The 14960-nt window shown below is 68.6% G+C and carries 15 protein-coding genes; 10 read left to right on the forward strand and 5 right to left on the reverse strand.

Annotated elements, in window-relative coordinates; genetic code table 11:
* Both FFS56_RS02730 and FFS56_RS02735 read right to left on the reverse strand, forming a co-directional pair.
* On the reverse strand, positions 1–1215 hold a 1215-nt coding region (locus FFS56_RS02730), incomplete at its 3' end, for a DNA polymerase Y family protein (protein ID WP_137772322.1).
* On the reverse strand, positions 1212–2000 hold the full coding sequence (locus FFS56_RS02735) for a hypothetical protein (protein WP_046749350.1): 789 nt from the start codon (positions 1998–2000) through the stop codon (positions 1212–1214). The genes FFS56_RS02730 and FFS56_RS02735, both read right to left, overlap by 4 nt.
* A 127-nt stretch (positions 2001–2127) precedes the next feature.
* Between FFS56_RS02735 and FFS56_RS02740 the strand changes: the two genes are divergently transcribed.
* From FFS56_RS02740 to FFS56_RS02765, 6 genes are all read left to right on the forward strand, one after another.
* Complete coding sequence (locus FFS56_RS02740) at positions 2128–2598, forward strand: A24 family peptidase (RefSeq protein ID WP_127012057.1); 471 nt, start codon at positions 2128–2130, stop codon at positions 2596–2598.
* Positions 2599–2647: 49 nt separating this feature from the next.
* Positions 2648–2860, forward strand: coding sequence for a hypothetical protein (locus tag FFS56_RS02745; RefSeq protein WP_046749348.1), 213 nt, complete (start codon positions 2648–2650; stop codon positions 2858–2860).
* Entirely contained in the window at positions 2853–3467 is a 615-nt protein-coding gene (locus tag FFS56_RS02750) for a CYTH domain-containing protein (RefSeq protein ID WP_127012058.1), read from the forward strand. The genes FFS56_RS02745 and FFS56_RS02750 overlap by 8 nt, the downstream gene beginning before the upstream one ends.
* A gap of 62 nt (positions 3468–3529) precedes the next feature.
* Complete coding sequence (locus FFS56_RS02755; RefSeq protein ID WP_046749346.1) at positions 3530–4690, forward strand: type III polyketide synthase; 1161 nt, start codon at positions 3530–3532, stop codon at positions 4688–4690.
* A complete protein-coding gene (locus FFS56_RS02760; RefSeq protein WP_127012059.1) occupies positions 4687–5424 on the forward strand; it encodes a methyltransferase domain-containing protein in 738 nt (245 codons plus the stop codon). Before FFS56_RS02755 ends, FFS56_RS02760 begins: the two co-directional genes overlap by 4 nt.
* A complete protein-coding gene (locus tag FFS56_RS02765; RefSeq protein ID WP_046749344.1) occupies positions 5411–6529 on the forward strand; it encodes an NAD(P)/FAD-dependent oxidoreductase in 1119 nt (372 codons plus the stop codon). The genes FFS56_RS02760 and FFS56_RS02765 overlap by 14 nt, the downstream gene beginning before the upstream one ends.
* A gap of 67 nt (positions 6530–6596) precedes the next feature.
* On the opposite strand, the gene lpdA is transcribed toward FFS56_RS02765, so the two are convergent.
* Both lpdA and FFS56_RS02775 read right to left on the reverse strand, forming a co-directional pair.
* Positions 6597–7994: a dihydrolipoyl dehydrogenase gene (gene lpdA / locus FFS56_RS02770; RefSeq protein ID WP_046749343.1), complete on the reverse strand. Its 1398-nt coding sequence runs from the start codon at positions 7992–7994 to the stop codon at positions 6597–6599.
* A gap of 9 nt (positions 7995–8003) precedes the next feature.
* Complete coding sequence (locus tag FFS56_RS02775) at positions 8004–8654, reverse strand: copper resistance CopC family protein (RefSeq protein WP_061018625.1); 651 nt, start codon at positions 8652–8654, stop codon at positions 8004–8006.
* 100 nt (positions 8655–8754) lie between these two features.
* Between FFS56_RS02775 and FFS56_RS02780 the strand changes: the two genes are divergently transcribed.
* The 3 genes from FFS56_RS02780 to FFS56_RS02790 all read left to right on the forward strand — a co-directional run bounded on the left by FFS56_RS02780 (position 8755) and on the right by FFS56_RS02790 (position 10571).
* Positions 8755–9240, forward strand: a complete 486-nt coding sequence (locus tag FFS56_RS02780; protein ID WP_046749341.1) for an FHA domain-containing protein — start codon at positions 8755–8757, stop codon at positions 9238–9240.
* A complete protein-coding gene (locus tag FFS56_RS02785) occupies positions 9240–9926 on the forward strand; it encodes a MerR family transcriptional regulator (RefSeq protein ID WP_046749340.1) in 687 nt (228 codons plus the stop codon). The genes FFS56_RS02780 and FFS56_RS02785 overlap by 1 nt, the downstream gene beginning before the upstream one ends.
* 99 nt (positions 9927–10025) lie before the next feature.
* Positions 10026–10571, forward strand: a complete 546-nt coding sequence (locus tag FFS56_RS02790; protein WP_046749339.1) for a MerR family transcriptional regulator — start codon at positions 10026–10028, stop codon at positions 10569–10571.
* Between the two features lie 75 nt (positions 10572–10646).
* On the opposite strand, the gene FFS56_RS02795 is transcribed toward FFS56_RS02790, so the two are convergent.
* Positions 10647–11459 carry a ParA family protein gene (locus FFS56_RS02795; RefSeq protein ID WP_046749338.1) on the reverse strand — a complete coding sequence of 271 codons (813 nt, stop codon included), beginning with the start codon at positions 11457–11459 and terminating at the stop codon, positions 10647–10649.
* Positions 11460–11552: 93 nt separating this feature from the next.
* Between FFS56_RS02795 and FFS56_RS02800 the strand changes: the two genes are divergently transcribed.
* A complete protein-coding gene (locus FFS56_RS02800; RefSeq protein ID WP_046749337.1) occupies positions 11553–14960 on the forward strand; it encodes a pyruvate carboxylase in 3408 nt (1135 codons plus the stop codon).

Consider the following 14960-nt stretch of genomic DNA (forward strand, 5'->3'; position numbering starts at 1 on the left):
GGGCGGGACGGTGCGCTCTCCCCACGGGGTGAGCACCTGGCGATCCGCGAGCCAGCGACCACCGGCGACGGCGGCGGTGACCACGCCCTGATGGCCCAGCATGGTCTGCACGCGCGAGACCGCATGGTGCAGACGTTCATCCGTGCCGGAGCCGAAGAGCCCCGGCTGGTGGTGCGCGGCATCGTCCACGGCCGCGGGAACGATCCGCACCGCCACGATGCCGCCGAACGCCCGCGCCTCGTCGACCGGCTCCTTCGCGGACTGCGCGGCCAGGGATTCCAGCTGCCAGCGCACCCGGTCGACGAGGTCGGAGGCGTCGAAACAGGTCGGATGCAGCCAGGACCGGGAGAAGACGGCGCCGTTGTCGTCGGTCAGATCGATCCGCACCTCCGTACAGACGAGGGAGGCGTCGCCCAGAGCGAGCATCACCGCGTCCGCCGTCTGACGCACCGCGAAGGCCACCTGGTCCGTTCCCCCCAGCGGGGAGTCGAACTCGATGGCCCGCACCAGCTCCGGATCGGGCGGGCGCGGCGTCAGCGGACGGGAGTCGGCACCGGCGGCGAGGGCGTGCAAGCGGGCGCCGTGCTCGCCGAAACGGTCGCGCACGTCGAGCGCGGTGAGGGATGCGAATTCACCGAGCGTGCGCACGCCGAGCCTGACGAGGAGTCCGGCGATCTGCTCGTCGCGCAGCACCTGGACGGGATACGGTGCCAGGAACTCTCCGGACGCCCCCGGCGGCACCACTGTGCATGGTGCGGTGCCGCGAGCCGCGATCTCAGCCGTGAACGGGCCGTCGGCGACGCCGACCCGCACCTCGGGGAACCCTGCATCGGCCAGGACGGCGGTGAGGGCTTCGGCGGCTTCCGTCTCTCCTCCGTGATAGCGGGAGATGCCTCTGGCGCGGAGGATCGCGAGTCCCGGTCGCAGCAGCGTGACCCCTGGCGCATGCTTCTCGATCAGGTGCAGCACCGGCAGGAAGGCCCGCTCGTCGCGGTCGGGATCGTGGGGGAGCACGCGCAAAGAGGCGAGGTGCCCCTGCGCGATCCTGCGGCGCTGACCGGTGCGCACACCGTGCTCCCTGGCGGACGCGGTGCAGGCGACGATCGTGTTCGCCTGCACCAGGGCGGTGGGCGGGTGCGGGGGAGCGATGCCGAGCGCCGCCCGCATCGGCCAATCGGGGAACCACAGCACCAGCACACGGAGCGGGCTGTTCATCCGGCTTCCGCCCATCGCAGGAGTTCAGGTGGCGGGGATCCGCTCGATATGGCGGTCTCCGGAGCGAGCGCCGGCAGCGCGGTGAGCTCGGCTCCGACGGTCTCGACCGCACCATGTCCTCCTGGCAGCTGCACGCGCACGCTCGACGGACGAGGGCTGTGCCGTGTCCGGGCGGTCACCGTGACCGTGCAGTCCGAGAGCAGTCCCCATCCGGCGCCGAGTCCGTGCCAGTGCGGGTCATGCAGGCGTATGGTTCCTTCGCTCTGTGGCCAGCGCTCCGCCCCCGGTGTCTCGGTGACGAGGAGTGTGCAACCGCGATCGCGCAGACGAGCGCTCAACCGGGCGACATCGGCGTCTCGTGCGCGTGAGCCGGGGGAGACGACGATCAGGGGCACGACCTCGGCCAGAGCGGATGTCGCGGCGAGCCAGCGATCTCCCGGCGTCGGTACGAGGATCAGGCGGGCGAGGTCGATGCCGAATGCGGCTGCGGCTTCCACGCCGAGGGTCGGCATGCCGACCACGGCGCACCACAGCCCCTTCTGCGACGCGGCGCCGAGCAGCGCGAGGACGAGGCTCGGTGAAGGGGACACGGAGTAGGAGGTGCCGGTCTGCAGTCCCCCTTCCGGAAGGAGTGAGGCGAAAGCAGGGTCGAGGGGCAGCAGCGCCTGTTCGCTGCGCCGTCGTTGCATCCGGCTGATCTCGCGACGCAGCCGCAGCACTTCTCCCGCACGGGAGTCGCCCGCGGGGGAGAGCGAGGCGATTGCGTCGAGCCCGATCACCTGCATCCTTTCTCGAAGATATATTCTAATATAACAAGTCGTCTGATCGACGATAGTTCGTACATCGGACATTCGCCAGGGGGTTGTCCACAGGCTGTCGGAGAGTTCTCCCTCGATCTCCTAACCTGCCGGGATGGACATCCGGCTCACGCTCATCGCGCTCGTGCATGCTGCCTTGATCGGTGTCGGAGGCTGGCTCATCGTGATCGACGCCCGCACTCACCGTCTCCCCGATCGGATCGTGCTGCCGACGCTCGGTGTCCTCCTGGTGCTCGTGTCGATCGATGCTCTCGCCGCAGGGCAGTGGGCGTCGTCCGTGCGCGCCGCTATCGGCCTTGTGGTCCTCGGTGGTTTCTATGCCGTGCTGCGGATGGTCAGCCGCGCGGGGATGGGCGGGGGAGACGTGAAGCTCGCCGCCGTCATCGGCCTGGTGCTGGGATGGCACGGCTGGCAGGCGCTGATGATCGGGGCGGCCTCGGCATTCGTGCTGGGCGCGCTCTATGCGCTGGTGCTCATCCTGCTGCGCAGAGCCGACGGAGCGACCCGCATCGCCTTCGGGCCCTGGATGATCGCCGGCGCCCTGCTCGGAGTCGCCTTCGGCTGAACCTGCACGCCTCGCTCGCATTCTGCGACGACGGGGCTACCCTGAGCACATGGCACTCGCACGACTTCACGGCGGCCCGCTCGACGGGCAGATCATCCCCCTCGGCGACGCGGACGACAAGCTGATCGTCCCCTACAGCGAGACGCAGGTGGTGTACAACCGCCGCGGCGAACCGCAGAACACTGGAGAGGGCGACGGTCCCACCGAGGTCGACTACTGGTTCGAGGAGTCGCTCGAGGACCTCACCCTCGAGGATGACTGAGCCGTCCCGCACGGTCGAGGTCGAGCGCAAGTACGACGTCGACCTCGAGACCCCGTTGCCCCGGTGGGAGAGGATCCCCGGCGTCGAGGCGGTCAGCACCGGAGAGGTCCGCGCCCTGGACGCCCGGTACTTCGACACCGCTGAGGGCACTCTCTCGCGTGCCGGAGTGGCGCTGCGTCGTCGCACCGGCGGCCCCGACGAGGGCTGGCACGTGAAGGGGCCGCGACAGGGAGACGGTCGACTCGAACTCGGCTGGCCGCTGGGAGAGGGCGACACGCTCCCTCCCGCCGTGGCCGAGACCATCTCCGAATGGACGACAGCTCCGCTCACCCCGCTCGCCCGGATCGAGAACGACCGCACCGCCTATCTGCTCAGCGGCCCGCACGGGGTGGTCGCCGAGTTCGTCGACGATCGGGTGCGAGCGACCGATCTGCGCGGGAACGTGACGCGCGAATGGCGTGAGTGGGAGATGGAACTCGGTCCAGCCGCGCCCTCCGATGAGGCGGGACGCACCGCGTTCTTCGACGCGGTGGAGCAGGCGGTGGCTGCTGCCGGAGGCACGGAGTCGGCGTCGGGGTCGAAGCTCGCCAGAGCTCTCGGCGTCTAGGGCGGACAGCGCTCGGGCGCAACCCCTTCCCCCCGAGCGGTGCGCAGTGCTTGAGTGACACCATGAGCCGAACGCCTGTGCTTCGATCGCTGCAGACGATCGTCCCCGACACCGTTCTCGTGCAGGAGCAGGTGCGTGACGTCTTCGCACAGCAGCCCGACCTGGGAAGACTCGCGCAACGGATCGTCACGACCTCGTTCAACGTCTCGGGCATCGACACCCGCCACACGGTGATCGATGAGCTGTCACCCGATTCGGACGTCACCGACCCCGTCTTCTTCGACCGCCGAACGGGCATGCTGCTCGCTCCGGGCACGAAAGCGCGCAACGACTTCTACACCCGTGAGGCCACCGTGCTCTTCGTCGAGGCCGCGCGGCGGGCGATCGACGCCGACCCCGACCTCCGCCCCGCCGATGTGACACACGTCATCACGGTCTCCTGCACCGGGTTCCACGCCCCTGGTCCCGAGTACGAGATCGTGCGCGCGCTCGGCCTCTCCGATGCCGTGCAGCGCTTCCACTTCGGATTCATGGGCTGCTATGCGTCGATGCCGGCGCTCCGGGCCGCGAGTCAGTTCTGCGCCGCGGACGAGAACGCGGTCGTCCTGGTCGTGAGCGTCGAACTGTGCACCCTTCACCTTCGCACCTCGGAGAACCCCGACACGATCGTCGCGTCTTCGCTGTTCGCCGACGGTGCGGCCGCCGGAATCGTCACGGCACGCGACCTCCCCTCCCCGGTTCCCGCACTGCGCCTGGATCGCTTCCACACCGCGATCGCGCCGGAAGGCGAGAAGGACATGGCCTGGACGATCGGAGACACCGGTTTCGAGATGATCCTCTCCACGGCCGTCCCGCAGATCATCGGCGAGACCATCATCGGTGCGCTCCGGCCGCTGTACAGTCCGGAAGAGGACCTCGGGCAGGCCTTCGAAGGCGGCGGCGTGGGGGAAGCCGTGCAGCATTGGGCCATCCATCCGGGCGGACGCAGCATCCTCGACAAGGTTCAGGAGCGGCTGAACCTCAGCGACGCTCAACTGCACCCGGCCAGGGAGGTGCTGCGGAACAACGGCAACATGTCCAGCGCGACCGTGCTGTTCATCCTGAAACGGATCCTCGAGGAGGAGGGTGCCCGTGCCGGTGACCGCGTCTCCGCGATGGCTTTCGGGCCGGGGCTGACCGCCGAGAGCGCGCTGATGACCGTCGTGGCACCGCCTCGTTCATGACCCGGCCTCTCGCGACGCGGGACGTCGACACCCGCGAGTTGATGGACGCCCCGGACGCCGATGCACGGATGCTGGCCCGGACCTATGGGCGGTTCGGGTTCGTGAACGCTCTGGTCTCCCGCCCGGGTAGCCTCTACCGGCGTGACGTCCGGCCACGGGCCGCGCACGCCAGGGAGCAGTCGCGCGCCTTGCGTATCCTCGACATCGGTGCGGGTGGGGGAGATCTCTGTCGGCTGCTCGCCTGGAGACTGCGTCGGGACGGCTTCGATGCAGAGGTCACCGCGCTCGACGCCGACGTGCGGGCGATCCGCTGGGCATCGGCGCACGATCGCGGCGCGGGCATCCGCTACCGTCGTGCCCTCACGACCGAGCTGGTGGCTGCGGGAGAGATCTACGACATGGTGCTGTCCAATCACGTGCTGCATCATCTCGACGATGCCGAGCTGCGGACGGTGCTCGACGACTCCGTGCGGCTCGTCGCTCCCGGCGGGATGGTCTCGCACCGTGACATCGCTCGGAGCCGCACTGCTCATGCGCTGTTCTCCGCAGCCACCTGGACGATCTCGAGCACCCTCCTCGCGGACTCGTTCATCCGTGAGGACGGTCTCATCAGCATCCGCCGCTCGTACACGACGGCCGAGCTCAGGGCGATCGCTCCTCCCGGATGGGTCGTCCGCGGCGGCGTGCCCTCTCGACTGGAGCTGCGGTGGGTGGGAGCGCATGCCCGAACATGACGTCCTGATCGTCGGTGCGGGTCCTGTCGGTCTGCTGCTGGCCTGTCTGTTGGCGCAGGAGGGGCTGCGGGTGACGATCTGCGAGCGGCGGACGGGGACCGACGACCGGACCAGAGCCATCGGCATCCACCGTCCCGGCCTGGATGCCCTGGACGCGGCAGGGGTCGGCGGCGAGGTGCGGGCGGAGGCGCTGCGACTCGCGGGCGGCGAGGTGCGTAGCCGTCGGCGGACTCTGGCGACGCTGACCTTCGACCGCGACCGCCCGGTCCTGGTGCTTCCGCAACCTCACACGGATGCGGTGCTGCGCGCCCGTCTGCGCGCGCTCGCTCCCGACGCTCTGGTCGTCGGCTGCGAGGTGCGCGAGGTGCGCCAGACCAATGACGAGGTCGTCGTCGCGACGGAGACGATCGAAGGATCACGCGAGGTCACCGCATCGATGGTGGTGGTCGCCGACGGGGTGCGGAGCCGACTGCGCGGTGACCTGCGGATCGGCTGGCGTCCTCGGCCGGGGCGCGGGTCGTATTCGATGCTCGACGTGCACGACGAGACTCCGGGTGACCGCGCGATCCTGCACTGCGAGCCGGATGGACTCGTCGAGTGCTTCCCGCTGCCGGGTGGGCGGCGCCGATGGGTGGTGAGGGAGGGGGACGAGGGGGTCGGTTCCGCAGCGGGCTTCCGCACGGCCGTCCGGCAGCGCACCGGAATCGACCTCGAGCTCCCGGTGGGCGCGCAACCGGCGTCGTTCGTCGCCGCGCAGCACATGGCCACACGGGTGCATCGGGGGAGGGCCGTGCTCCTGGGCGATGCCGCGCACGAGGTCAGCCCGATCGGAGGGCAGGGGATGAACCTGGGGTGGGCCGACGCCGTGCGCCTCGCCGAGCAGCTCGTCCGTTCCCTCCCGACACGGGTTCCCGACCTCGCCGCCTACGACCATCGCGTGCGCCGGGCTGCCGCCATGGCCGGACGACGCTCGAGGTTCTACATGTCGATGGGCGCGCCGGCGCCGGCTGCGGTCGTGCGGGGCAGGGAGCTGGTGATGCGCGCCCTCGGTTCGGCGCCGTTGCGGGGCTGGACGACGGGTCTGCTCACGATGCGCGGGATCTGACGCCGGCTCCGGGGATGCAGAAGGCCCGGTCCGCTGTGCGCGGACCGGGCCTTCTGCGGAGTCTCGATCAGAAGTTGATCATGTGGCCAGCGAGGCCGTGGAAGCCCTCCTGCAGCGCCTCCGACAGCGTCGGGTGCGTGTGCACGTTGCGGGCCAGCTCGAGAGCCGTGAGGTCCCACTTCTGTGCGAGCGTCAGCTCGGGGAGGAGCTCCGACACATCGGGGCCGATCATGTGCGCGCCGATGAGCTCGAGGTGCTCGGCGTCGGCGATCAGCTTGACGAAGCCGACCGGCTCGCCGAGGCCGTGTGCCTTGCCGTTCGCCATGAACGGGAAGGTCGCGACCTTGATCTCGCGTCCCTCGTCCTTGGCCTGCTGCTCGGTGAGGCCGAACGAGGCGACCTGCGGGGAGCAGAACGTCGCCCGCGGCATCATGCGGTAGTCACCCAGCGTCTGGGTCTCGGCGCCGCCGATGGTCTCGGCCGCGACCACACCCTGGGCCTCGGCCACGTGGGCGAGCTGCAGCTTGGCGGTCACATCGCCGATCGCGTAGATGCCCTCCACATTGGTGCGCATGTGGTCGTCGATGTCGATCGCGCCGCGCTCGGTCAGCTTCACGCCGGTCTTCTCCAGGCCGAAGCCCTCGATGTTCGGGGCGAACCCGACCGACATGAGAACCTTGCCGGCCTCGATCGACGACTGCTGTCCGTCCTTGCCGGTGTAGGTGACGGTGACGGACGAGCCGTTGTCGACGACCGACTCGACCTTGGTCGAGGTGAGGATGTCGACGCCGTAGTTCTTGTACTGCTTCGTGATCTCCTTCGACACGTCCGCATCCTCGTTGGGGAGTGCGCGGTCGAGGAACTCGATGATGGTCACCTTGACGCCGTAGTTCGTCAGGACGTAGGCGAACTCCATGCCGATGGCGCCGGCGCCGACGATGACGATCGACTCGGGCAGGTCCCGGGTCATGATCTGCTCTTCGTAGGTGACGACGTTCTCGCTGAGCGTGACACCGGGGAGCAGACGCACCTTGGAGCCGGTGGCGATGATCACGTTGTCGAACGTGACCTCTTCGGTGGAGCCGTCGGCCTTGGCGACCGAGATCGCCTTGGGGCCGGTGAAGGTGCCGCGACCGTTGTACTCGGTCACCTTGTTCTTCTTCATCAGGAAGTGGATGCCCTTGACGCGACCCTCCGCGACCTCGCGGCTGCGGTCGAACGCCTTGCCGAAGTCGATCGTGAACTCGCCGGAGATCCCGAAGAAGTCGGCCTTGTGGTTCAGGGTGTGCGCGAGCTCCGCGTTCTTCAGGAGCGCCTTGGAAGGGATGCAGCCGACGTTGAGGCAGACACCACCCCAGTACTTCTCCTCGATGATGGCGGTGGAGAGACCGAGCTGCGCGCTGCGAACCGCAGCGACGTATCCGCCAGGACCTGCACCAAGGATGACGACGTCGTAGTGTGGCATGCCTTAAGCCTATCGCTCCGAGGGGGTGTCGGAATCGGTCGCGGCCGCGCCTCGGCGGCGGCTCATGACGATCCAGACGACCACGCCGGCGACCACGAGCACAGCGAGGATCGCGACGATCCAGATCGCCGCCGATCCACCCGCCTCGTCATCCGCGTTCGCGGTCGGCGTGCTCGTCACCTCGGGGGATGCCGTCTGCTCCGCGGTCGGCGCGGCCGTCGTCGGTGCGGCGCTGGGCTCCTCCGTGGCGGCTCCTTCGTCCCCCACGGTCACGGTGAAGGAGTACTCGCCGGAGGTGGGGTGCCCGTCGCTCGACACGACCTTCCAGATCACATGATAGGCACCGGCCGGTCCCGCGCCCTGCAGGGGCTGCGTGACGATCGCACCGTCGACCGTCGCCGGCCCGTCCGTGATCGGGTTCCCCGCGGGGTCGGTCACGACGACCTCGGTCGCGCCCTCGCCGCCGATCAGCTTCGCGCTGAAGGTGAGGGTCAGCGTGTCGGGGACCGTCTCGACCGACTCGTCGGCTGCCGGTGACGACGAGACGAGCGCGTCGTGCGCCGAGGCCGACAGCGGGGAGAGGAACACGAGGAAGGCGGCGAGCAGGGTCGCGGCGAGGGCGATCGGTGCGGCCGAGCGGCTCAGAGCTTTGGTCTTCACGAGTACAGCCTATGAATCCTCGGTATGGGACGGCTGAGTGTGGATGCGCCCTCCCGCGAGCCCCTCGGCATCCGTTAGTCTGGACAACCAGGAGGGCACAGTGACTGACAGCGACAGCCGACCGGCCGGAGAAGCCGCGATCCACCGTTCCGGTGAGCAGAGACACGACGTGACGCAGACGTTCGGACACGATTCCGATCTGTCCTTCGTGCCGTTCGGTGTGGAGCTCACCGACGTCGAGCAGACGGCCATCGCCGCGCTGCCTGCAGGATCGGCTCTTCTGCTGGTCCGTTCCGGCGCTCTCGCCGGGGCACGGTACCTCCTCGACACCGATGTGACGACCGTGGGTCGCCACCCCGAGGCCGACATCTTCTTCGATGATGTGACCGTCTCCCGTCGGCATGCGGAGATCACCCGCACGGGATCGACGTTCGAGATCATCGACCAGCGCTCGCTCAACGGCACCTATGTCAACGGTGAGCGCGTCGACCGCAGCACTCTGGCTGACGGCTCCGAACTCCGCGTCGGCAAGTTCCGTCTGAACTTCTTCGCCTCCCCGCAGGACCGCCAGGCGGCGAACGCCTGATGGCGGCCTCTCCCGCCCGCGAACGCTCTGCGTCCGCGGGCCTGCTGAGTATCGGTCAGGTGCTCGCGAGGCTCACCCCGGAGTTTCCCGACCTGACCTCCAGCAAACTGCGGTTCCTCGAGGTGCAGGGCATCGTCAGTCCTTCTCGCACGGACTCCGGCTACCGGAAGTTCTCGGCGTCCGACATCGAGCGTCTCCGTCTCGGGCTCACCCTGCAGCGCGATCACTACCTTCCGTTGAGCGTGATCCGCGAGCAACTCGACGAGGCCGATGCCGCCGGGGACTCGACCCCGCTGCTGCCACCGCCGTCCATCGCCCCGTCGCCCCGTCGCTATCGCCGAGACGAACTCCTCGCCGCGGCGGGAGCGGGACCGCAGCTTCTCAACGACGCGATCAGCACAGGGGTCATCACCGCGCAGGAGAGCTATCCCGAGGCGACCGTGACGCTGCTGCGCGGCCTGGTCGCGCTCGACCGCCACGGCATCGAGCCACGGCACCTGCGCTCGCTGCGTCAGGGCGCCGAACGTGAGGTCGCCCTGATCGAATCCGCCATGTCCGCGCTGCTGCGCCGGACCGACGCCGCGTCACGGGCGAAGGCCAGCGAACTCGCCCCCGAACTGGCCTCGCGCATCGACGAGGTGCGATCGCTCTTCGTCAAGGATGCGCTCTCGCGCGTGCTTTCGTAACGAACTGATTGCGACACACCTTCGCGGCCACACGGATGTGATTGCCGGTGCCCTGGCACTGCTCTACCGTGGAAGAAACCGTTCCAGAGAGGATTTCAGATGAATGCGGATGAGCTCGCAGGCGACCCGCGGTTCGTACCCGAACTCCTCTTCACCGACGGACTCCCGGCCATGGATGACGAGGTCGGCTACCGTGGTGCGGTCGCAGCGCGTGCCGCCGGTATCACCTACCGTCAGCTCGACTACTGGGCGCGCACCGAGCTGGTCGAGCCCACCGTGCGCGGCGCGAACGGCTCCGGCTCGCAGCGTCTCTACGGCTTCCGTGACATCCTCGTCCTCAAGCTGGTGAAGAGCCTTCTCGACACCGGCATCTCGCTGCAGCAGATCCGCACGGCCGTCGAAGAGCTCCGGCGTGCCGGTATCCGCGACCTGGCCGGAACCACGCTCATGAGCGACGGAGCCTCGGTCTACCTCTGCACGTCGAACGACGAGGTCATCGACCTCGTCAGCCGCGGGCAGGGTGTGTTCGGCATCGCCGTCGGCAAGGTCCTCCGCGAGGTGGAGTCGACGCTCGTCTCCTTCGACGCGACGGCGCCTGACCCCGTCGACGAGCTGTCGGCTCGCCGGACCAAGCGCTCGGCGTGATACAGCGCCTCACCCACAGACAGAAAACGGCCGTCCTCGAAGAGGGCGGCCGTTTCGCTGTATGCGTCGGAGGTGTCAGCTCTGCTGACCGCTCTCGGGCACGGCGATGCGTCCGGTGCGGATGATGCGGTCGAGCAGCTGGTCGAAGTCGGCGGCGAGTTCCTGAGCGGAGTCGCCCGGCCAGATGTGCAGGGGCTTGGCGGCGCCCTGCGCCTGCTGCAGAGACGTGCGTTCCGGAAGCTGGGGGGAGAGCACGAGAGGGCCGAACATGTCGCGGAGCTCCTTGATGCGGAACTGGTGCTCGATGGACTGCGGACGCACGCGGTTCACCACGATGCCGAGCGGCTGGAGTCGCGGCGAGAGACCGCGGCGGATCTCCTCGATCGCGCGGAGGGCACGGTCGGCTGCGGCGACGGAGAAGAGGCCGGGCTCGGTGACGACCATGACGCGGTCGCTCGCCGCCCACGCCGTGCGGGTCAGGGCGTTCAGCGACGGTGCGCAGTCGACGAGCACGAGGTCGTACTCGGACTCGACGGATGCGAGAGCCTCTTCCAGCTTCCACACGTCGCGCACGCTCGGGTGCGGGCCGTCGAAATTGATCGCGGAGGGGCTGCCGATGAGGACATCGATCGTCCCGGGGTGCACCTTCGCCCACCCGCTGGACGTGATCGCCTGACGGACGACCTTCTCCTTCGGGTTCGCCAGGACATCGGCGATGTTGAGTCGTCCGGCCACCTGGATGTCCATCCCGGTGGAGACGTCGGACTGCGGGTCGAGGTCGACGACGAGCGTCCGGACTCCTCGGGCGAAAGCCGCTGAGGCCAGCCCGAGTGTCACGGTCGTCTTGCCGACGCCTCCCTTGAGAGAGCTGACGCTGAGTACGTGCACGGAGACAACGTTACCTTCCCCTAGGCTGGGGGAACACTCAGCCCCGCCCCATGCGCATCGAAAAAGCTGCGCATCGAGCTTCCAGAGGTGTGCATGTTCCAGAAGATCCTTGTGGCGAATCGCGGCGAGATCGCGATCCGTGCCTTCCGTGCGGCAGTCGAAGTGGGAGCGCGCACCGTCGCGGTGTTCCCCTACGAAGATCGCGGCTCCGTGCATCGGCTGAAGGCCGATGAGGCCTATGAGATCGGCGAACGCGGTCACCCCGTCCGTGCTTACCTCGATGTCGACGAGATCATCCGGGTCGCGCTGGAGTCCGGCGCCGATGCGATCTACCCCGGGTACGGGTTCCTCTCCGAGAACCCGGAGCTCGCCGAGAAGGCCGCAGCGAACGGCATCGTGTTCATCGGCCCACCCTCGAATGTGCTCGAGATGGCGGGGAACAAGGTCGAGGCGAAGCGGCACGCGGTCGAGGCCGGAGTGCCGGTGCTGCGATCCACAGAAGCCTCCGACGACGTCGATGCACTCGTCGCCCAGTCGGCGGAGATCGGCTTCCCGCTGTTCGCCAAGGCCGTGGCCGGTGGTGGAGGCCGCGGGATGCGTCGTGTCGAGACGGCAGGTGATCTCGCGCCCGCTCTCGCGGAGGCCATGCGGGAAGCTGCGAGCGCATTCGGCGACGCCCGGATGTTCCTCGAGCAGGCGGTCGTGCGCCCTCGGCACATCGAGGTGCAGATCCTCGCCGACAAGACGGGTGAGACGGTCCACCTGTTCGAGCGCGACTGCTCGGTGCAGCGGCGCCACCAGAAGGTCGTGGAGATCGCTCCGGCGCCGAACCTCGACGACAGCGTGCGGACGGCGCTGCACGGCTACGCCGTGGCCTTCGCCCGGTCGATCGGCTACGAGAACGCGGGAACCGTCGAGTTCCTGCTGGAGACCGCGGGGGAGCGCACGGGCGAGGTCGTCTTCATCGAGATGAATCCGCGCATCCAGGTCGAGCACACGGTCACAGAGGAGGTCACCGACGTCGACCTCGTGCAGAGCCAGATGCGCATCGCCTCCGGCCAGACCCTCGCCGACCTCGGTCTGCAGCAGCAGAATCTGCACCTGCGCGGAGCGGCGCTCCAATGCCGGATCACGACGGAGGATCCCACTCAGGGATTCCGTCCTGACACCGGCAAGATCACCACCTACCGCTCGCCGGGAGGCGCCGGCATCCGTCTCGACGGCGGCACGGTGCACCAGGGCGCACAGATCAGCCCTCACTTCGACTCGATGCTCGCGAAGCTCACGTGCCGCGGTCGTGACTTCCCTGCGGCGGTCGCCCGCGCACGTCGAGCGCTCGCGGAGTTCCGCATCCGGGGTGTCTCCACCAACATCCCCTTCCTCCAGGCTCTCCTGGAAGATGACGCGTTCATCGCCGGTGACGTCAGCACGTCCTTCATCGATGAGCGTCCAGAGCTGCTGCGTGGCCGGGTTTCGAAGGACCGTGGAACGAAGCTGCTCAACTGGCTGGTCGACGTCACGGTGAACAAGCCGCACGGTGCGCACCCCGGCGTCATCGATCCGGTCGCCAAGCTTCCTTCCGTCGATCTGACGACCGAGCCTGCTCCGGGCTCTCGCCAGAGGCTTCTCGAACGGGGACCGGAGGGTTTCGCCCGCAGTCTCCGTGCGCAGACGGCGCTGGCGATCACCGACACCACCTTCCGCGACGCGCATCAGTCCCTCCTCGCCACGCGTGTGCGCACGAAGGACCTCGTCGCCGCGGCTCCTTATCTCGCACGGCTGACTCCCGAGTTGCTGTCGGTCGAGGCGTGGGGAGGGGCGACATACGACGTCGCGCTGCGCTTCCTCGGCGAAGACCCCTGGGAGAGACTCGACAAGCTCAGGGCCGCGCTCCCGAACGTGGCGATCCAGATGCTGCTGCGCGGGCGCAACACGGTCGGATACACCCCGTACCCCACCGCGGTGACCGAGGCGTTCGTCGCCGAGGCGGCCGCCAGCGGGGTGGACATCTTCCGCATCTTCGACGCCCTCAACGACGTCGAGCAGATGCGTCCGGCGATCGAGGCCGTCCGCAACACGGGGACCGCCGTCGCCGAGGTCGCGCTCTGCTACACCGGTGACCTGCTCGATCCGGCAGAAGACCTCTACACGCTCGACTACTACCTGCGCCTGGCGGATCAGATCGTCGAAGCTGGCGCGCACATCATCGCCATCAAGGACATGGCTGGTCTGCTGCGACCCGCGGCGGCGGCCAAGCTGGTGACGGCGCTGCGCGAGCGCTTCGACCTGCCCGTGCATCTGCACACGCACGACACCCCCGGAGGCCAGCTCGCCACGCTTCTCGCCGCCAGCGCGGCCGGCGTCGACGCGGTGGACGCCGCATCGGCACCCCTCTCGGGGAGCACGAGCCAGCCCTCGCTGTCGTCCCTGGTGGCTGCGCTCTCCCACACGGAGCGCGACAGCGGCATCTCCCTGGGGGCGGTCTCCGACCTGGAGCCGTACTGGGAGGCGGTCCGTCGCCAGTATGCGCCTTTCGAGTCGGGACTGCCCGGACCCACGGGCCGTGTCTACCACCACGAGATCCCCGGCGGCCAGCTCTCCAACCTCCGGCAGCAGGCGAAGGCACTCGGTCTGGCCGACGACTTCGAACTCATCGAGGACATGTACGCCGCCGCGGACCGCATCCTCGGGCGGGTGCCCAAGGTCACGCCGTCGTCGAAGGTCGTCGGAGACCTCGCGCTCCATCTCGCGGCGGTGAAAGCCGATCCGGCCGACTTCGAGGCCAACCCCGAGAAGTACGACGTGCCGGACTCGGTCGTCGGATTCATGGCGGGTGAACTCGGCGACCTTCCCGGCGGATGGCCAGAGCCGTTCCGTACCAAGGTCCTCGCAGGACGGTCGGTGCGCACCGGGATCACGGCGATCACCGCGGACGATGAAGCAGCGCTCGGCGGCACCAGCTCTGAGCGCAGAGCGCGGCTCAACACCCTGCTGTTCCCTGCGCCGAGTGCGGAGTTCGCCGAGCGCCGTGAACTGTTCGGCGACCTCTCGGTGCTCGACACCAGCGACTACCTCTATGGCCTCGTCGCCGGCCAGGAGCATCAGGTCGAGATCGACCGGGGCGTGCGGCTCTACGTGGGACTCGAGGCCATCGGCGACGCGGATGACAAGGGCATGCGCACGGTCATGACCACCCTCAACGGGCAGCTTCGTCCGGTGTTCGTCCGTGATCGCGCGGTCAAGGTCGATGCGATCGAGGTGGAGAAGGCGGACACCTCGGTTCCCGGCCAGGTCGCCGCACCGTTCTCCGGTGTCGTCACGTTGAAGGCCGAGGTGGGGGCCACCGTGCACGCCGGCGAACCGGTCGCATCCATCGAGGCGATGAAGATGGAGGCGGCCATCACCGCACCCGTCGACGGTGTCATCGAGCGGCACGCCATCGCCGAGACGCAGCAGGTGGACGCCGGAGATCTTTTGGTCGTGATCCGCCCGGCGCACTAA

It is taken from the genome of Microbacterium sp. Beta, from assembly GCF_005502545.1.
Classification (GTDB): Bacteria; Actinomycetota; Actinomycetes; order Actinomycetales; family Microbacteriaceae; genus Microbacterium; species Microbacterium oxydans.